The 18,770-nt window shown below is 36.6% G+C and carries 15 protein-coding genes and 1 other annotated feature (1 of these 16 cut by a window edge); of the genes, 10 read left to right on the top strand and 5 right to left on the bottom strand.

The window, feature by feature from the left end; translation table 11 throughout:
• The first annotated feature begins 12 nt into the window (after positions 1-12).
• From ytpR to HNR27_RS08660, 6 genes are all read left to right on the top strand, one after another.
• Complete coding sequence (gene ytpR, locus HNR27_RS08685) at positions 13-618, top strand: YtpR family tRNA-binding protein (protein ID WP_212922282.1); 606 nt, start codon at positions 13-15, stop codon at positions 616-618.
• 113 nt (positions 619-731) lie between these two features.
• The gene (locus HNR27_RS08680) at positions 732-2,972 is read left to right on the top strand and encodes a DNA translocase FtsK (RefSeq protein ID WP_429339504.1); all 2,241 of its coding nucleotides are present in this window, start codon (positions 732-734) and stop codon (positions 2,970-2,972) included.
• A gap of 73 nt (positions 2,973-3,045) precedes the next feature.
• Complete coding sequence (locus HNR27_RS08675; protein ID WP_212922283.1) at positions 3,046-4,188, top strand: nicotinate phosphoribosyltransferase; 1,143 nt, start codon at positions 3,046-3,048, stop codon at positions 4,186-4,188.
• Between the two features lie 143 nt (positions 4,189-4,331).
• Positions 4,332-5,639 carry a UDP-N-acetylmuramate--L-alanine ligase gene (gene murC / locus HNR27_RS08670; RefSeq protein WP_212922284.1) on the top strand — a complete coding sequence of 436 codons (1,308 nt, stop codon included), beginning with the start codon at positions 4,332-4,334 and terminating at the stop codon, positions 5,637-5,639.
• 277 nt (positions 5,640-5,916) lie between these two features.
• Positions 5,917-6,318, top strand: a complete 402-nt coding sequence (locus HNR27_RS08665; RefSeq protein ID WP_212922285.1) for a DUF948 domain-containing protein — start codon at positions 5,917-5,919, stop codon at positions 6,316-6,318.
• 15 nt (positions 6,319-6,333) lie between these two features.
• The gene (locus tag HNR27_RS08660) at positions 6,334-6,657 is read left to right on the top strand and encodes a YtxH domain-containing protein (RefSeq protein WP_212922286.1); all 324 of its coding nucleotides are present in this window, start codon (positions 6,334-6,336) and stop codon (positions 6,655-6,657) included.
• Positions 6,658-6,754: 97 nt separating this feature from the next.
• On the opposite strand, the gene HNR27_RS08655 is transcribed toward HNR27_RS08660, so the two are convergent.
• Positions 6,755-8,884, bottom strand: a complete 2,130-nt coding sequence (locus HNR27_RS08655; protein WP_429339481.1) for a cell division protein FtsA — start codon at positions 8,882-8,884, stop codon at positions 6,755-6,757.
• 165 nt (positions 8,885-9,049) lie between these two features.
• On the opposite strand from HNR27_RS08655, the gene HNR27_RS08650 reads away from it, so the two are divergent.
• The 4 genes from HNR27_RS08650 to motS all read left to right on the top strand — a co-directional run bounded on the left by HNR27_RS08650 (position 9,050) and on the right by motS (position 12,956).
• Complete coding sequence (locus HNR27_RS08650) at positions 9,050-10,135, top strand: bifunctional 3-deoxy-7-phosphoheptulonate synthase/chorismate mutase (protein ID WP_429339480.1); 1,086 nt, start codon at positions 9,050-9,052, stop codon at positions 10,133-10,135.
• A 177-nt stretch (positions 10,136-10,312) separates the two neighbouring features.
• Positions 10,313-11,308: a catabolite control protein A gene (gene ccpA, locus HNR27_RS08645; RefSeq protein WP_429339479.1), complete on the top strand. Its 996-nt coding sequence runs from the start codon at positions 10,313-10,315 to the stop codon at positions 11,306-11,308.
• 48 nt (positions 11,309-11,356) lie between these two features.
• Positions 11,357-12,181: a flagellar motor protein MotP gene (motP, locus tag HNR27_RS08640; RefSeq protein ID WP_429339478.1), complete on the top strand. Its 825-nt coding sequence runs from the start codon at positions 11,357-11,359 to the stop codon at positions 12,179-12,181.
• Positions 12,171-12,956, top strand: coding sequence for a flagellar motor protein MotS (motS, locus tag HNR27_RS08635; protein WP_429339477.1), 786 nt, complete (start codon positions 12,171-12,173; stop codon positions 12,954-12,956). The genes motP and motS overlap by 11 nt, the downstream gene beginning before the upstream one ends.
• 13 nt (positions 12,957-12,969) lie before the next feature.
• Here the strand turns inward: motS and HNR27_RS08630 are convergent, their stop codons facing one another.
• The 4 genes from HNR27_RS08630 to HNR27_RS08615 all read right to left on the bottom strand — a co-directional run bounded on the left by HNR27_RS08630 (position 12,970) and on the right by HNR27_RS08615 (position 18,544).
• On the bottom strand, positions 12,970-14,124 hold the full coding sequence (locus tag HNR27_RS08630; protein WP_429339476.1) for an acetoin utilization protein AcuC: 1,155 nt from the start codon (positions 14,122-14,124) through the stop codon (positions 12,970-12,972).
• Positions 14,121-14,771: an acetoin utilization AcuB family protein gene (locus HNR27_RS08625; RefSeq protein WP_212922293.1), complete on the bottom strand. Its 651-nt coding sequence runs from the start codon at positions 14,769-14,771 to the stop codon at positions 14,121-14,123. The genes HNR27_RS08630 and HNR27_RS08625 overlap by 4 nt, the downstream gene beginning before the upstream one ends.
• Positions 14,771-15,424 (bottom strand): GNAT family N-acetyltransferase, encoded by a 654-nt coding sequence (locus tag HNR27_RS08620; protein ID WP_429339475.1) that lies wholly within the window; start codon positions 15,422-15,424, stop codon positions 14,771-14,773. Before HNR27_RS08620 ends, HNR27_RS08625 begins: the two co-directional genes overlap by 1 nt.
• A gap of 153 nt (positions 15,425-15,577) precedes the next feature.
• Complete coding sequence (locus tag HNR27_RS08615; protein WP_429339474.1) at positions 15,578-18,544, bottom strand: transglycosylase domain-containing protein; 2,967 nt, start codon at positions 18,542-18,544, stop codon at positions 15,578-15,580.
• A 121-nt stretch (positions 18,545-18,665) separates the two neighbouring features.
• Positions 18,666-18,770, top strand: a binding site (T-box leader) (it continues 114 nt past the right edge of the window).

The following is an 18,770-nucleotide window of genomic DNA, read 5'->3' as shown; positions in this document are numbered from 1 at the left end:
AGAGTGAGTATAGTGGACGTTTTTTATAATTCAAAAGGTATTGGGGATGTACTAATTATTCCTTTAGGAGATGCGACCGATCGTTATGATATAAGCATTGAAACGATAGGCGATGTAACTAGAATTGTGGACAAACATCAAAAGGTGCTTGGCTATAATATTCAGAATGCATCAACCTACTTCAATCTACCTGATTCAAATAAAATCAAAGTCACTCCTGAATTATTAGCTTCGTTAAAGGAACTTTTTGCAAAACTGAAGTTGGAGGATAATTTAGACTTTGATTTAAGCCCTAAGTTTGTTGTTGGATACGTGATGGAGAAAGTGCAACATGAAAATGCAGATAAATTAAGTGTTTGCCAAGTAGATGTCGGAGAGGAAAAATTACAAATCGTATGTGGTGCACCAAATGTCGAAAAGGGGCAAAAGGTAGTAGTGGCAAAGATAGGTGCTACAATGCCTAGTGGGCTTCGTATTAAACCAACAGAACTTAGAGGAGTCCCTTCAAATGGTATGATTTGTTCACAAAAGGAACTAGGCATGCCGAATGCGCCGAAAGAAAAAGGTATCTATGTATTAGACGATTCTTATACTGTTGGGGAGGCTTTTCCTGTATAATAGAAAGCAGCCTATGTTCTTTGGGACTAGGTTGCTTTTTTAATCAACAATATTTGGCAATAAAACGATATAATAGAGTAACGTTTGGATTATGGAAAGAAAGAGTGAAAAAGATGTGGGATAAGTGGAAGAAACGAATTGAAAACTTTATATGGAAGGAAGTGGAAGTGGAAGACGAACAAGAATTTTTACAGCAAGAATTCCAAGATTCCGTACAAGACATCAAGACAAGAATGACGTATCAATATCCAAATAATGATTCTTACCATATTCCAGAAATCTCTAGCTTAAAGCGGACAGGTAGTCAGCCAAAAATGGATATGGATACTCCTGCATATCTCCGTAAGGGTAAACGACAAGTTGAAAATCAAAAACAAGAAACTAGTATACAATCCGATAAACTAGAAGAAACGAAAGTAGAGAAGGAACCGTTTAAACGTACAGACGTACCTTCACCGGTTTATGGATTTCGTAGCCGTAAGCAACAAAAAGAAGTCGATTTAATACCTGCATTCATGCGTAAGCAGTTAGACTCCCCTTCTGAAGATGTGTCTCTTGGGACGGAAGGGCAAAAGACGCCAATAATTACTATTACTCAAGAAAATACTGCAGATGAAGAAATACATAGACCAGAGGTACAAGTAGAAAAAAACGGTTATTTAGATGAGTATGAGAGTACCAATAGTCAACCAATTGATAGTACTCGAGAGAATACTCGGGGTAGACGGGAAGCTGAAAAAGAGAAAACGCAAATAAATGAACCATTAGATGTAAAGAAATCATCTTCATCTAGACTAGCTCCTTATAATGTCATAATGACACCAGAGGATAAACAAAAATTACTTTTTAAATCTGTGGATACAACGCAAAATGTTGATCATTCGAGGAAAACTGTTCCGGATGAGAGGCAACATGATCGTACAGATAAAGGGGAACAAGCACAAATACCTTTATATCTCTTAAATGACTCAGAACAGGAAAACCATAAAAATGACCAATGGATTCTTGAACAGCAGCAATTACTAGAGAAAACGTTAAAGTATTTTCATGTTCGTGCAAAGGTTGTCAATGCTACTCAAGGGCCCGCTGTAACTCGTTTTGAGGTACAACCAGAATTAGGAGTGAAGGTTAGTAAAGTAAAGAATTTAAGTGATGATTTAAAGCTAAATATGTCTGCAAAGGATATTCGAATTGAGGCTCCGATCCCTGGTAAAAATACAATAGGTATCGAGGTACCAAATCCGTCCTCGCAAATGGTTAGTCTACAGGAGATAATTGGGTCCGATACATTTCAATCCAGTTCCTCCCCGTTAACGGTGGCACTCGGCTTGAATATAGAGGGGGCCCCAATTGTAACAAATATTCAAAAGATGCCACATGGTTTAATTGCAGGTGCTACAGGATCTGGAAAAAGTGTTTGTATCAATACTATTTTGTTAAGCTTAATCTATAAAGCTAGCTATGAGGATGTTAAGTTCTTATTAATAGATCCAAAAATGGTAGAGTTATCGCCGTATAATGGGATTCCTCACCTTGTTTCTCCAGTCATAACAGATGTAAAGGCGGCAACAGCAGCTTTAAAATGGGCTGTTAATGAAATGGAAGACCGCTATGAGCGCTTTGTTCAAGAGGGTGTACGTGATATAGAACGCTATAACCAAAAGGTAATAAAGCAAAACCGCATGCATGAAAAAATGCCCTTTATCGTCATCGTCATAGACGAGCTCGCAGATCTTATGATGGTTTCGCCACAGGATGTAGAGGATGCTATTAGCAGAATTGCCCAAAAGGCAAGAGCTTGTGGAATTCATCTTCTTTTAGCGACTCAGCGTCCGTCTGTAGATGTATTAACTGGGCTGATTAAAGCAAACATCCCGACGAGAATAGCTTTTAGTGTATCTTCTCAGGTAGATTCCCGAACTATCCTTGATTCAGGTGGCGCCGAAAAGCTATTAGGAAAAGGAGATATGCTTTTTGTTGAAAATGGTGCTGGAAAAAGTGTTCGTTTACAAGGACCATTCGTATCGGATGAGGAAATTGAACGAATAACAAGCTATGTTTCTTCGCTTGCTGAACCGAATTATTTATTCGAGCAAGAAACATTATTAAAGCAATTTATAGCAGATGAAGAAGAGGATGAATTATTGCCAGAAGCCATCCAATTTGTATTTGAACAGGATAGTGCAAGTACATCACTTCTACAAAGACATTTTAAAATTGGCTACAATCGTGCAGCTAGATTAATGGACACACTTGAAAATAAAGGTATTATTTCCGGTCAAAATGGCAGTAAGCCACGAGATGTTTTGATTACAAGAACGGAGTTAGAAGAAATTCTTGATATGGGTCTTTAGGATTTTTACCTTGTTAAAACAGTAGCCTGGCTATATGATATAGAAGGAATATCTGATTCATAAGGAGAAAATAATGAAAGAGATAGAACAAAAGCTTAATGGGGAAATTGACCGATTAACCAATAAAACGTTTAAATTTGATGAGAGAATTAAAGAAGGGTGGTTTTCAGCAGTATATTTCCTTAAGACAAAGGAAATTGTTGAAAAGAAGCTTCCAAACAATCAAGTGACAATGCAATTTTTTCAGAAGAATGATGCCGTACTCTGTGGAACTGATGAGGCTATTGCCTTAGTCCATACATTTGCTGATCATCCAGAAACCTTGGAAATATACTCCTTGAAGGATGGGGATAAAATAAGTCCATTTGAAACTGTATTAACTATTACAGGTTCCTATCAGCAATTTGGTTATTTAGAGGGTATTATTGATGGGATATTGGCAAGAAGAACATCAGTCGCTACAAATGTATATAATGTAGTAAAAGCGGCTAAATCGTCTGGCAAAGAAAAACCTGTTATTTTCATGGGAGACAGAGATGATCATTATACGACACAAGCTGGAGATGGATATGCTGCATTTATTGGTGGCTCTACTGCTCAAGCAACTCACGCTATGAATGAGTGGTGGGGAAAAGAAGGTATGGGAACGATGCCACATGCTATGATCCAAATGTTTAAAGGTGATATTGTAGCGGCACTTCAGGCATATCATGAGGTTTTCCCAGAAGATGAGCTAGTAGCACTTGTTGATTATAATAATGATGTCATTACTGACTCGTTAAAAGCAGCGCGTGCATTTGGTAAGAAGCTTAAAGGTGTCCGGTTGGATACTTCTAATACGCTAGTAGATAAATATTTCTTAAGAAATCATCATTTGATGGGTTCCTTTGATCCACGTGGAGTTAATCCAGAATTAGTTTTTGCACTTCGCAAGGCACTTGATGAAAATGGTTTTCAGCATGTTGAAATTGTTGTTACGGGTGGTTTCACAGAGGAAAAAATTCGTTATTTTGAATCTTTAGGAGTACCAGTTAATACTTACGGTGTTGGGAGAAGCCTATTGAAAATGGGAATTGGCTTCACTGGTGATAATGTATTACTCAACGGCTCTCCAGAGGCGAAAGAGGGACGGCGTTATCGTCCAAACCCAAGATTAGAAAAAGTTGAATACCATGCTAATCAGCATGATAGAATAATTATTGACACAACTAAATGACTATTTCATTGAAAGATAAGATTTGTTATAATTACTTATTGATTGTTGTATTAACAATTGATAGTTAGAGGCTGCCTAAGTGCTGATGCCAAAAGGAAGGTACATATGTACCTTCTTACACATATAGTTGGAGGTTCTTTTATATGACAACTTACCATTTTATTGGTATAAAGGGTACAGGAATGAGCGCGCTTGCTCAGATTCTACGTGATTCTGGTGAACAAGTACAAGGCTCAGATGTGGAAAAGAGATTTTTTACACAAGAGGCCCTAGAGAATAAAAACATACCGATATATTCATTCGCAAAAGAAAATATAACAGAGGGTTTAACAATTATTGCAGGGAATGCATACCCAGATGAACATGTGGAAATTCAAGAGGCAAAACGTCTTGGCTTACCATTTTATCGATACCATGAATTTTTAGGTGAGTGGTTAAAACAATATAAGAGTATTGCAGTGACAGGAGCACATGGAAAAACCTCTACAACAGGCTTGTTAGCACATGTATTAGAATCCGTTTTTCCAATCTCCTATTTAATAGGTGACGGTACTGGGAAAGGGCATGTAGATAGCAATTACTTTGTGTTTGAAGCATGTGAATATCGAAGACACTTTTTAGCTTACGAACCAGACTATGCTATTATGACGAATATTGATTTCGATCATCCAGATTATTTTTCTAGTATTAATGATGTGTTTGATGCATTTCAATCCATGGCGGATAACGTGAAAAAAGGTATTATTGCCTGTGGTGATGATGAAAAACTGCAGCAAATACAAACAAAAGTACCTGTTGTCTATTATGGATTTTTACCTACCAATGATTTCCAAGCCCAGAATGTTAGAGAAACAGATCATGGAACTGAATTTGATGTGTTTGTTCGAAACACATTTTACGATACTTTTACTATTCCGATGTATGGAAATCATCATGTATTGAATGCTTTAGCAGTTATTGCTATTTGCCATTACGAGGGATTATCAGCAGAAGACATGAAGAATATTAGTACATTCAAAGGTGTTAAACGTCGCTTTACCGAGAAGAAAGTTAATGATCAAATTATAATTGATGATTATGCTCACCATCCTCGTGAGATTAATGCAACCATTGAATCAGCACGTAAAAAATATCCAGAAAAGAAGGTAGTAGCTATCTTCCAGCCACACACCTTTACTCGTACAAAGACATTTTTACAGGAGTTTGCTGATAGTTTAAAGGGTGCGGATGCAGTTTATCTTTGTGATATATTCGGTTCTGCTAGAGAAGAAAGTGGACAATTAACAATTTATGATCTTCAGAAACTAATTCAAGATAGTCAAGTACTTCAATTGGAGAATATTGCCGAATTAAGTAAGTATCATGATAGTGTGTTAGTTTTTATGGGGGCAGGAGATATACAAAAGTTCCAGAAAGCATATGAAGGAACACTTTCTCCAAATCAGCTATAAAAAATACTAACTAAAGGCCTGTTACGAGCTGTAAGCTGTGACAGGCCTTTTTTGTGATGTATAACTTTCGAAGCTCGGGTCTTATGTTGATAATTGGTAATGTTTTCTACTTTTTATTCGAAATTTATGATAGAAAAGCCTATAATGGTGATATACTAATAAAGAATTGTTTTTACAATGCCAATGTTTAAATGTCGAATTATTAGGGAAAGTGTTAATAAACAAGCACTTGCATATTGGCAATTCACAAGTTACCAAGAAAGGAATGGTCGTCGTTATGGAAATTTTGTTATACATTGCTGCAATCATTGCTGCCGTTGCTTTTGCAGTGCTAGTAATATACTTAGCAATGACATTAAAGGCATCAACAAGAACATTAAATAATGTGGCAAATACGTTAGAAGGCTTAGAAAAGCAACTTGAAGGAATTACTTCTGAGACAACACAGCTCCTGCATAAGACAAACAAACTTGCTGATGATTTCAGTCAAAAAACGGCAAAGTTGGATGGTTTATTTGATGGTGCAAAAGGTATCGGCGAAACAGTACAAGATCTTAATCTAACATTAAAACAATTTTCCTCAAGTATTTCCAGGGCAGCTGCTGAAAATCAGGATAAGGCGTCTCAAGCCGTAACATGGGGTGCTGCTCTATTTGATTTAATTAAAAAGAGAAAATAATAGGGAGGAATTATCATGGCAGATAATAATGGAAGAGATTTCATAATAGGCACGATAATTGGTGCAGCAGTAGGAGCGAGCTTAGCACTGTTATTTGCACCTAAATCTGGTAAAGAGTTACGTAGTGATATAAACCAAGGTGCCATGCAGGTAAAGGAACGTGCAACAGAATGGAAGGATATCGCTCAAGCAAAAGGACTTGAGTGGAAAGATATTGCACAATCTAAAAGTCAGGAATGGCTAGATATTGCTACACAAAAAGGTTCACAATTAAAAGAGAAGACCCAACATGTTACTTCCAATGTTCAAGCAAAAATTCAGGATATTCGAGAACGCTAGAATTCATTCGATGAATAAGCGCAGATGGAAAGATCCGAATATAAAATTAGGATTTAAAAAAAGCTGTAGCTAAGATAAAAAGGCTACAGCTTTTTCTTTAGTTCCAAATAATCGCTAACCTATCTCCAGCTTCAATTGGTTCATAGAAGGTAGTGGGGAGATCATTTTTTGTCAGAGTGAATTTGCCATTCGCCTGGGTTAGATCAATATCCACATATCTGAAAACATCCTGAAAAATAAACATTTCCTGTTTTTTCTCTTCTAATGATAAACGATCGTTCGGGTAGAGAATAGTATCTTCGGTTAAAATCACATTATTCCTTTTAATAGCAACCTTTGGCTGTTTCATGGTAATCTTTTCATGGTTAAATGAAACATGCAACTCAGTATATAAATCAATTTGGAGCTTTTCAATAACCTCTTTCACTGTAACTGTATTATCTGTAGTGATACGCAGATCATCATTGGCTCTTAATTTATATTCAAGACTTGTAGCCTTACCATTGACAGTTAATGTTGACTCAGCTAATCCGAGATTTACCGGTTTATTGTTGACGAAAACAATGAACTCCTCATTCGTCGGGAGCTTTATTCCACTTATTGAAGATAGAAATTCCTTAATAGTTTTTGGTGTAGTAAGTACTATCTCATCTCTGTCACATACCATATATTCTTTTTGTTGTAGACTGTTGTTTACGTAGTATTGAGTTTTCAATTCATACGGTTTTCCATTAAAATGAATTAATATGGTAGGGACTTCACCAATTAATTCCTCCAACGTAAGTGTTGGTTGTTCGCCGTCCATACCTTTCTTAATTACAATTTCATCTCCATTTTGGATGATTGTGTCAACAGTAGCTTGTTCTTGATTTAATAAAAGGGTAGGTGCTTTACCGAAATTACCTGGTAAGGTAATCTGCTTTCCATTCAAGGTAATGACTTTAGCTAATCCAGGCTTTCCATATAATTTATTTATTTCAATTCCAGCATGCACTAAGCAATCTCCGATGGTTAATTGCTTCATCTCAAACATGCGAATTACTTTTTGATTAACCTTAACCGATATATAATGTACTGGATTCTGTTTTGCAGCTATAGCAATACCAATTGGGGTCACAAAATCTGGCCCTTGTGGTAGGTTTTCTGTCTTATCTAGTGATTGAATAGCTTGGATATCCCGTATAGCAACACGGTTCTCGGGGAGCTGTAGTTTATTTGCCAGCCTTTTGGTGAACTCTGGAGTTTGACTCCCGCCCCCAATAAGCATCACCGCTTTTGGTTGTGCTCCGTTCAGTCGTAATATTTCCTCGGAAATAGAGGATGCCAATTTATTAATGCTATCATCAACACGTTGAACTAAGTCTTCATAAGTAATCGTAGACTCAAAACCTAAAATATCAGCTACAATAGCTTTTCCAGTGTTTACAATTGTCCGTTTTGTTTCCTCAGCTAAGGGGAAATCTAGCAAGTACTGATCGCTAACCGCTTCAGTAATTTCATCACCAGCAATCGGTACCATTCCGTAAGCACTAATTGTTCCACTATTCGTAATAGCAATATCACTAGTTCCAGCACCAATATCAACTAATGCAACATTTAGTCGTCTCATCGATTCAGGTATTAGTACTTGAATGGCAGCAATTGGTTCTAATGTTAATGCTTCCATTTCTAAACCAGCTCTATTTAATGCAGAAATTAATGATTCCACTACAACCTTTGGTAAGAAGGTCGCAATTACTTCTACAGTGGCAGTTTGCCCACTTTGGTCAATAAGTGAACCAATGTTCTCTTCATCAATTTTATAGTACAAGACAGAATAACCTACACAATAATAATTAGAAAAATCACTTGAAGATTCTGAAGCTACTTTTAATTGTGCTGTATGAACCGCACTTAATTCTAAATGTTTTATGGTTTCAAAGTCACTAATAGGCTTTTGATTCAGCTCTATCGTTGCTTGAGATACGACTGTTTTTAAGGATCTACCAGCAGCTGCCACACAAACCTTATGTAATGTTCCAGAACTTTTTTCAAGGGCTTCCTTTACTTCCCGAATAATCTCTGCTACTTCCACAACGTTGTGAATTTGTCCATCAAGCATGGACCTGACCTTATGTTCTTGGACACAATAGTCAATTAATGTATAATTCGAACCATGCTCTTCTAATAGAATCCCAGTAACGGAACGTGTACCAATGTCTAATGCAAATATAGGTTCGTTTTTCATCTGTTAATCCCCCTAAAGTCAAACGCTAAATATCCACTGACTAACTATTTTACTATTCTTTATTATAACTGAAAGATGACAAAGAGAAAATTATTCGCTATAATTGTGTCACATTATGTAAAATAATGTTTGATAATGTTTTCTTTCCGTTCAGGAGGCTTTAATATGAAATTCAATGAGTTAGACCAGTTACGTGAACGTCTTGATGACGTAAATTTACAATTGCTAGAGCTTGTGAATTTACGAGCAGCTATTGTAAAACAAATTGGTCAAATTAAGAATAAGCAAGGTATGAATAGATTTGATCCAGTGCGTGAGAGACAAATGCTTGATCAGCTGATAAAATTTAATAATGGTCCTTTTGAAAATTCTACCATTGAGCATATCTTCAAGGAAATATTCAAGGCGGGTCTTGAGCTAATAGAGGACGACGATCGAAAAGAACTTTTAGTGTCTAGAAAAAGAAAACCAGAAAACACGGTTATTGATATTAATGGAGAATTGATCGGGGATGGGAAGGTTCATTTTGTAATGGGACCTTGTGCTGTCGAAACCTATGAACAAGTGAAAGAAGTTGCTCAAGCTGTCAAAAGCAAAGGAATAAAACTATTCCGTGGTGGAGCATTTAAACCGCGTACATCTCCTTATGATTTTCAAGGGCTTGGAATAGAGGGTTTACAGATTCTTCGTCAGGTTGCTAATGAGTTTGATTTAGCAGTTGTAAGTGAAATTGTAAATCCAGCACATATTGAAGAAGCATTAGAGTATGTAGATGTGATTCAAATTGGTGCTAGAAATATGCAAAACTTTGAGCTGTTAAAAGCTGCAGGTGAGGTGAACAAGCCAGTTCTCTTAAAGCGTGGTCTATCTGCAACTATCTCTGAATTTATAAATGCTGCAGAATATATCATTTCAAGAGGTAATGGTAATATTATACTTTGTGAAAGAGGAATCAGAACCTATGAGACGGCAACAAGAAATACGTTAGACATTTCTGCAGTGCCAATTCTAAAAAAGGAAACTCATTTACCTGTAATGGTTGATGTTACCCATTCTACTGGAAGACGTGATTTACTCATTCCTACTGCAAGGGCAGCAATCGCAATCGGTGCTGATGGTGTTATGGCAGAGGTACATCCAGACCCTGCTGTTGCCTTATCGGATTCTTTACAACAGATGGATATTCCAACCTTTAATCATTTCATTGACGAATTGTCGAATTTTGCTGCAACGATTCATAGTTATGAATAAATAGTGGCATTCCCCTTGTACAGGTGGGATGCTTTTTGCTATTTTCCATCAAATTTTGCTTAGAAGAAGTTCCATTTAAATGATAAATATTTTTGTATTTTTTTACATGGTAGAGTATGATAATTAATAGTTATTGCGTATCTTATATGATAGAACGGATTAGAGGAGGTAATGGTTATGACAGTAACAATATATGATGTAGCGAGAGAGGCAAATGTTTCAATGGCAACGGTTTCCCGTGTTGTTAATGGAAATCCAAATGTTAAACCAACAACACGAAAAAAGGTTTTAGCAACAATTGAACGGTTAGGATATCGACCTAATGCAGTTGCACGTGGTCTTGCAAGTAAAAAGACGACAACAGTAGGGGCAATTATTCCTGATATATCGAGCATCTTTTTTGCAGAATTAGCTCGAGGTATTGAGGATATTGCAACCATGTATAAATACAACATTATATTAAGTAATTCAGATCAAAATAAAGATAAGGAACTTCAATTAATTAACACGATGCTAGAAAAACAAGTGGATGGAATCATCTTTATGGGTGGTAATATCTCAGAAGAACATGTTCATGAATTCTCATCTGCATCTGTTCCGGTAGTATTGGCAGCAACGTTAGATGACTCGGATACAATTCCTTCTGTGAATATTGATTATGAGGCTGCTGGATATGAAGCTACTAAGTATCTCATTGATAAAGGTAATAAGAAGGTTGCATTTATTTCCGGGAAAGAAGAATATACCATTAATGATTTGAAATATAAGGGATATTTACGTGCACTAGAGGAATCATCGATAACACCAACTGATGATTTTATTGTGCGTGGAGAATATACGTACGAGTCAGGAATCAATGCGGTTAATAAGTTTATGAACTTAAATGATAAGCCAACTGCTATTTTTGCTGCATCAGATCAAATAGCTCTAGGTGCCATTCATGGGGCACAGGATTTAGGGTATAAGGTCCCTGAAGATATTGAGGTTTTTGGTTTTGATAATACAAAGCTAGCCTACATGGTGCGGCCAACCCTATCTACGGTTGTACAACCAATGTACGATATTGGTGCGGTAGCGATGCGTTTATTAACGAAGTATATGAACAAGGAAGAAGTAGAAGAGAAAAAAGTAGTATTACCACATCGTCTTATCGAAAGAAACTCAACGAAGTAAAATTATGTCGCTAAAAATATAGAAACCAAAATTTTGGGGAGCGAGAATATGAGAAAACGGGATTTTTTAACTCCTATTGGCATTACTGTTGGCTTTGTAATAATCATGCTTGCGATATTAGCAAATGCCGGAGTACAAGGCTTTGTATCTTTTCTAGACGTTGCTTCTATTCTAATTGTAATAGGAGGGGTAATCGGATCATTGCTGATTAACTTCAATGTTGAACAGATAAAATTAACAGGCAGAGTGTTGAAGGAATCCTTTAATCAAAATGAACGCAAACTACCAGATCTTATTAAGCTTTTTATTCGTTTATCTGAAAAAGCTAGAAGAGAAGGAATTTTGGCTTTGGAAAATGAAGTAGAAGATGTTGAGGATGAATTTATTAATAAAGGAATATTATTAGCAGTTGACGGGGTCGAGCCTGAGGTCATCCATGATATTATGAATGCTGAGATTACGGCAATGGAAGAACGTCATGAACGTGGTCGTATGATACTAGTGAAATGTGGTGATTATGCCCCTGCTTGGGGAATGATTGGAACATTAATAGGTCTTGTATTGATGTTAAATAATCTTCAGGATCCATCTTCATTAGGTCCTAGCATGGCTGTTGCATTATTGACAACCTTATATGGTACAGTCCTAGCAAATCTCTTTTTTATCCCTGTAGCGAGTAAATTAGAAAACAAAACGGAAGAGGAAATTTTTATCAAACAAATTATTATTGAAGGTATAATTGGCGTACAATCTGGTCAAAATCCACGAATATTGGAAGAAAAACTTAGTGCTTTCCTCGCTAAGGATTCCAAATTAAAGCAATGGAACGATGAAAAATCTACATTCGTGGGGGAGGGCCTAAATGAAGCGTAGAGAAAGAAGAAAAAGGATTGATAAAGGTGCACCAAAATGGATGGTAACTTATTCAGATATGGTGACATTAATTTTAGTCTTTTTCATTTTATTATTCTCTATGTCACAAATTGACGCAGCAAAGTTCGAAGAGATTTCTGAATCATTTCGAAATCGAATGATCTTTGATTTTTCCTCTTCAGCTGTACCAACGGAAAATTCAACTGGAAATACAAGTGGCGAAGAAAAAGGACAAACAGCCAATGGTTTTGAAAATGCCAGTTCAACGAAGGACAAAGAAATTGGTGGATCTACTGACACTAATCAAACGAAAGATACACTAGATGACTTAATGGTTGAGGTAGAGAATTACTTAGACCAAAATGAATTAAATAACGTGGTTTCTGCTAATCGATCAGAACGTGGTGTTGTCTTAGTGTTGCAGGATAGTATATTATTTGACCCAGGTGAAGCAGATATATTACCTTCGGCTTTACCATTTTTAACGAAGGTTGGAAATCTGTTATCACAGATTGATAATCAGATAAAGGTGGAGGGACATACCGATAATGTTCCAATGTCAAGCTACCGTTATCCATCTAATTGGGAGTTATCTGGAGCAAGGGCAAGTAGTGTTGTTCGCTTTCTAGTAGATGAAAATGGATTGTCTGAAGAACGTTTTGCAATAGCAGGGTATAGTGATACTCGTCCAGTTGCTACAAATGATTCATCGACAAATCGAAGTAAAAATAGACGGGTAGAAATTGTAATCTTAGAGAAAAGCCAAGAAAGTTAAAAGGAGTTGATGATCAACTCCTTTTAACTTTCGTATATTTTAGCAATTGAGAGAGGGCATTTTGATTTTTTTCCTCAATTTCTTTTTTTCTTGGGATGCATGGAATGTCTTGTATTGGATCATTCCAGGTTTTGGGTAATAGCTCTGTTGTTTGCTCTTGCCATTTCGCTATCCACTTTTCTGGCAATAAACCGCTTACAGTTTTTCCATCCTTCATTACATTCCAAACCTGCGACCATGCTCGTGGAACTACTCGCCATATATCATAGCCGCCACCACCTAGTGCAATCCATTTCCCATCACAATATTTATTTGCAACTTCTAGTGCGATTCTCGGTATTTTCTCATAAATTGCCATGGATCCACATAAATGCGTCAGTGGGTCATAATAATGGGCATCAGCACCATTTTGTGTAATTAAAATATCCGGTTTAAAATAATCTGCTATTTCATATAAGGCAGTCTCATAGATTTGAATAAAAGATTCGTCTTGGGTGAATGCATCAATTGGTAAATTAAAACTGAAGCCGTGACCTTCCTTAATTCCTCTTTCTGTTACATTCCCTGTTCCAGGAAATAAATATCTTCCAGTCTCATGGATTGAAAACGTACAAACATTTGGATCCTCATAAAAAGCCCATTGTACTCCATCACCATGATGGGCATCAGTATCTACATAAAGTACCCTTAAATTGTAGTTTTTACGAATATATTGGATGGCAATAGCAGCATCATTATAAATACAGAATCCAGAGGCTTTATGTTTTAAACCGTGATGGAGCCCCCCGGAAAAATTCACTGCTGTTTTTGCACCATCTTTTAAGACAGCATCAACTGCCGTAAGAGTAGCTCCTACTATGCGTGAGGTTGCATCATGCATGTTTGGGAATACAGGGGTATCCTCTGTAGCTAGCCCATACTTTAATAATTGCTCTTTTGTTAATGTATTGGCTGATTTTACAGCATGGATAAAGCTATTGTCGTGAATTAAAGCAATTTCTTCTTCAGTTGCAATCCGCGGCTTTATGATATTTTCATGATTCAGTTGGCCTGCATCTTCTAGTAACTCTTTTGTTAACAGCACACGCTTTTGATTAAAAGGATGTTCTTCATGAAAGTGATAGCTTAATAAGTGCTCATCATAGACAAATCTATTTAATTTACTCATAATTTTGGCTCCGGAATATTATTTGGCCACATTAATTCATAGCCTGCTTGACGCAAGTCACGAATGATAGGAAGTGGATTCATCGTTTGAATTCGAAAAACTAATATTTTATATTCAGGATTATTTTTATATGGGTAAACTAATACAGATGAAATGTTTAATCCACGGTTCCCAAAAACAGATGCTACCTCAGGAAGGATACCAGGTCTATTTGGGACCTTCACTTCAATATGTGATCCTTGAATATGTGTTCCTGTTAGTTGGATTAATGTATATAATAAGTCTTTTTCAGTAATGATTCCAACTAGCACACCATTACTTACAACGGGTAAACAAGCAATTTCATGGTCATAAAATATACGAGCAACCTCTTCAACAAAGTCTAAAGGATGTACCGTAATAACAGGGGATTTCATAATGGTTGCAATGTTTTTATTGAGAATATCTTGGTTCTCGTCTGCCGAAAAAATAGAAGGACTTGCATCACGAATATCACGATCGGATACGATACCAACAATAGAATAATCCTCATCAACTATCGGGATATGTCTTATTCGGTGAGCAAGGAGCAGCTGATGGGCAGTTACGATAGAATCTGTGGGTTGAAGTGTAATTACATCTTGCTTCATAATCTCCTCTACATGCATTATAAACCCTCCCTCATGTCACGTAATTGATGGCGTTTTAAAAATCGCAGTGTTTCAAATTGTTTAATGGAATCCTCCGAAACATTTTTTCCGATACGAACCATTAAACAATTTGCTGGATGGGAAATAATCTCAGGGTCATCAGTCGGCGCAGGTAACAGGTCTCCAGCAGCCATCATTTTTTCCATCACCTTCCGATATTCCCAAACACTTAAATTTGTCCCTTTTAGATCCCAGTGCCAGTAATACTCAGTTGAAATTACTATATAGTTTTCCATAAACTCATCCATCATAGAAACCTTTAGTAAATTTGAGGCAATGCCACTCCCACGATATTCTGGGATTACTTCAATTGCACCCAACTCTATTAATTCCTTCATTTGGAAAGTAGACCATCTTTCCAATGGATCTGGGTACAGATAGGTTACGTATCCAATGATGGTGTTATCTGTCCTAGCAATGATAATTCGGCCTTCTGATAAATCAGCAATGCTCAATATTGCTTGAAATTGCTTTGTAGCAGGTCTAAATGAAGTTAAGTTTTCGTGAAAGTGATAATTCATTAAGGAAGGTGTTGATATAGGACCCTCAATAATGATTGCTTCATCTTTTATATGAAGTTCCTTTCTGAATTGCGTTTTCAAATGCTCCATTGGATACTCTCCACCACCGATTTATCAATTATTGCTTTTATTATACCGTATTATCGTGCTAATTTTTAGTCTTTTTCTAATGGATGTAATGGAATAGTTAAAAAAGCATATAGCTAACCAATGTAAAAAAGAAGAGGGCTATAAACCCTCTTCTTAGTCTCTGCCATTGTTGCCTCGTCCATTTGTATTGTCGTTTCCATTCTCGCTCCCGTTCTCAGGGTCATTATTATCTGAACCATTATCATCATCACCAGTTGCTGGTTCCTCCTTATCTGGATCTGGGTCTTGTTCTCCTTTTGGAGGATCTGGTTTCTTAGAATCATCAGGTTTCGTGAATTTTCCTATGATTAATTCATTGGATGCGGCTGATTCTAAACCAAAATAATCGACTGCTTTTACAACATAGACACCATTACCACTAGGAGCATTAAATTTTGTCTCAACGGAAATTCCGATTAGCTTAAATTCTTCACCTGGCTCTGACGCACGATAGATTCGATATCCAATGACATCTTTGCTCTTTGAAGCCGTCCAGGTTAGTGCACGACCACTGTTTTTTAAGGATGTCGGAACAGTTGGAGCTTTTCCATCGTCATTTACTATGGTGCTTAGTCCTTTTATGCTTGGCATACTTACTTTTTCCCATGCTTCCTTTCTAAATGAAGGATACAGCTGTGTTATATCCTTTAAGAGATCATAACCGTTACGTTTTAACCAATCTGGATTAAAAGAAACCCCATCATCTTGAACGAATTCTTTTGGCGTATTTGGTCCTGCGGGAACTGCCTTACCATCCACGAGAACATAGGATCCTTGGATTAAACTATCATCTACCTTTGTTGGTACAAAATTAACATTAAATATATCACTGGAAACAAGTCCTACCTGTGAACATAATTTAGATGGAAGCATTCCAGATGTAGCACAAATATTTCGAGATACTATTCCAGATGGCTGTTGAAATCTTTTGCTAGGTGCTACTAAGTCTGGTCGTATATCTGAGGCAGCATTTATAAGCTCTGCCCATAGTTTTATATTTCGATCGCCATGGTACAATTGACAGCTATTACATACTAATGATTGAGGAATATCATATCCTAGCCAAGCGCCCATCGTAACATTTGGGTTGCTAGCTACAAAATGTACGTCCTGTGTATTTTGTGAAGTACCAGTTTTTCCAGCCCAATCAACATTCTTGTATTTTAGCTGTGATGGAAGATATGCTGCAGAACCATTTGAAATAACATCTCGCATCATATCTAACGTTAAATAACTTGTTTGCGGAGAAAATACATCCACAGGTTCACTCTTTTGTTCAAAAATTACTTCTCCATCCTGTGTGGTAATCTTGTCAATCATGTATGCATCTACAAACTTACCTCCATTTGCAAAAGTAACATAGGCATTCGTATTTTCTTCAATGGATATACCATAGGTTGTTCCGCCAATTGCCAAAGCAGGGTTCCCATACTCGTTATCCATGATTGATGTTATCCCCATTTTCCGAAGATATTTATCAACGATGTTATCATTCATGATTTGTGTATATACCTTAATTGCTGGAATATTATAGGAATCCTTTAAATTTGCCCGTACCGAAAGGAGTCCATGAAATTTATAGTCAAAGTTATTTGGATTATATGGCTTTCCACCAGCAATAAACGTAGTTTTTACGTCCGCAACAGGAGTACCTGGTTGAACGATACCCATTTCCATCGCAGGGGCATATACTAGTAAAGGCTTCATGGTACTACCATTGGGGCGTATTGCTCCAGTAGCATAATTTACTTGATTTTCTAAACTAAACCCACGTCCACCTAAGAAGCTAATTATTCTTCCAGTATTGTTTTCAATAAGAATGGCACCAGCCTCAACGCGCTGAGTAATCCGTTTCTCTTCACCAGTAATTGGATCCTTCACCTTACCGGTCCAATCTGGTCCATAATGTTTAAAGTTTTTTGCCACCTCTTGAAATGCATCATAAATATCCTTATCAATCGTGGAGTGAATATTATAACCATTTCTACGTAAGTCTCGATTTGCAAGAATCATATACTGTTCACGAAGTTCATTATTTTCTGCTAAGTCCTCTTTTGAATATCCATCCTTTTCAGCTAGTATATACATAATAATTTCTTTTGCTCGTTTCTCCAATTCAAATGTTAGGTAAGGATATTTTTCCATTGGTGACTCGGATTCTGAGACGAAATCTGCAGTAATATCATAATTAATTGCTTTGTTGTACTCATCTTCGGTAATGTAATTTAACTCGTACATACGGCTTAGAACAACCTTCATACGATTTATACCAGGCTCTATACCTTCTTTACTTTTTAATCCACCACCAGTTTCAAATGGAGTATAGTATGATGGGCTCTGCGGTAATCCAGCTAAAAAGGCAGCCTGAGGTAAATTTACTTCATTTGCATTTATGCCAAAAATTTCTCTAGCTGCGGTCTGAACTCCAGCAATATTACGACCATTTGGCCCACGGCCATATGGGATAATATTTAAATATGCTTCTAATATTTGTTCTTTATCAAAAAACTGTTCCAAGCGCATTGCTAATAAAATTTCTTTTGCCTTTCGTTCAAAAGATACTTCATTTGTTAAAATTTGATTTTTAATTAGCTGCTGGGTTAACGTACTACCACCAGATTTTAGGTCAGAATTGGTAATTTCTTGTACTATAGCTCGGACAATTGCCTTAGGTACAACACCATTATGTTCAAAGAAGTATTCGTCCTCAGTAGCAACAACAGCGTCAATTAAAGTCGGAGAGATATCTTCCAATTTTGTTTCTTCACGGTGTAAATCGGATTGAATATCACCGATATATACATCTCCTGCAAAATATAATTTTGATGTTTCTTCATAATTGTAAATATCTTTTTCCATGTTTTCATATGATAGGATTGGTTCATCTTTTACCAAGGATGCAAAATATCCGAATCCTATTCCAACCCCAAAGAACATTCCGATGATTCCAATTGCAATGAAGAATAGAATAACATTCCAAATAACATCATATGTAATTCGAGAAGCACGTTGTATTTTACCTGTGCTCCACATGGATTTTGTCTTTTTTACAAAGTTATGGAGAATTTGTTTAAAGTCCACGTTTAACCCCCCTATTTTACCAAGATTAATTATAGCATAGACCTTGTAAAGGTAGGTAGACGAAAAATAAAATAATTGCATTTTGTAATATTATTTAATATGATAAGAAGTAATACTATATTTAAAAGCTATGATAGAAATAGTAGTAATGCAAATCCCTATTCAAGAGAGCTGGTGGTAGGTGGAAACCAGTATATATTTGCTTGCGAATTACAATTCTGGAGCA

It is taken from the genome of Ornithinibacillus bavariensis (assembly GCF_050433565.1).
GTDB lineage: Bacteria > Bacillota > Bacilli > Bacillales > Amphibacillaceae > Ornithinibacillus > Ornithinibacillus bavariensis.
The sequence above is the reverse complement of the archived record's forward strand: the minus strand, read 5'-3'. Positions and strand labels throughout refer to the sequence as shown.

Bases quoted from the DNA above. Each gene is read 5' to 3' on its own strand.
- ccpA (WP_429339479.1), top strand. From the start codon at position 10,313: ATGACAGTAACAATATATGATGTAGCGAGAGAGGCAAATGTTTCAATG.
- HNR27_RS08675 (WP_212922283.1), top strand. From the start codon at position 3,046: ATGAAAGAGATAGAACAAAAGCTTAATGGGGAAATTGACCGATTAACC.
- murC (WP_212922284.1), top strand. From the start codon at position 4,332: ATGACAACTTACCATTTTATTGGTATAAAGGGTACAGGAATGAGCGCG.
- HNR27_RS08655 (WP_429339481.1), bottom strand. From the start codon at position 8,884: ATGAAAAACGAACCTATATTTGCATTAGACATTGGTACACGTTCCGTT.
- HNR27_RS08625 (WP_212922293.1), bottom strand. From the start codon at position 14,771: ATGCATGTAGAGGAGATTATGAAGCAAGATGTAATTACACTTCAACCC.
- HNR27_RS08630 (WP_429339476.1), bottom strand. From the start codon at position 14,124: ATGAGTAAATTAAATAGATTTGTCTATGATGAGCACTTATTAAGCTAT.
- HNR27_RS08620 (WP_429339475.1), bottom strand. From the start codon at position 15,424: ATGGAGCATTTGAAAACGCAATTCAGAAAGGAACTTCATATAAAAGAT.
- motP (WP_429339478.1), top strand. From the start codon at position 11,357: ATGAGAAAACGGGATTTTTTAACTCCTATTGGCATTACTGTTGGCTTT.
- HNR27_RS08665 (WP_212922285.1), top strand. From the start codon at position 5,917: ATGGAAATTTTGTTATACATTGCTGCAATCATTGCTGCCGTTGCTTTT.
- HNR27_RS08660 (WP_212922286.1), top strand. From the start codon at position 6,334: ATGGCAGATAATAATGGAAGAGATTTCATAATAGGCACGATAATTGGT.
- HNR27_RS08680 (WP_429339504.1), top strand. From the start codon at position 732: ATGTGGGATAAGTGGAAGAAACGAATTGAAAACTTTATATGGAAGGAA.
- motS (WP_429339477.1), top strand. From the start codon at position 12,171: ATGAAGCGTAGAGAAAGAAGAAAAAGGATTGATAAAGGTGCACCAAAA.
- HNR27_RS08650 (WP_429339480.1), top strand. From the start codon at position 9,050: ATGAAATTCAATGAGTTAGACCAGTTACGTGAACGTCTTGATGACGTA.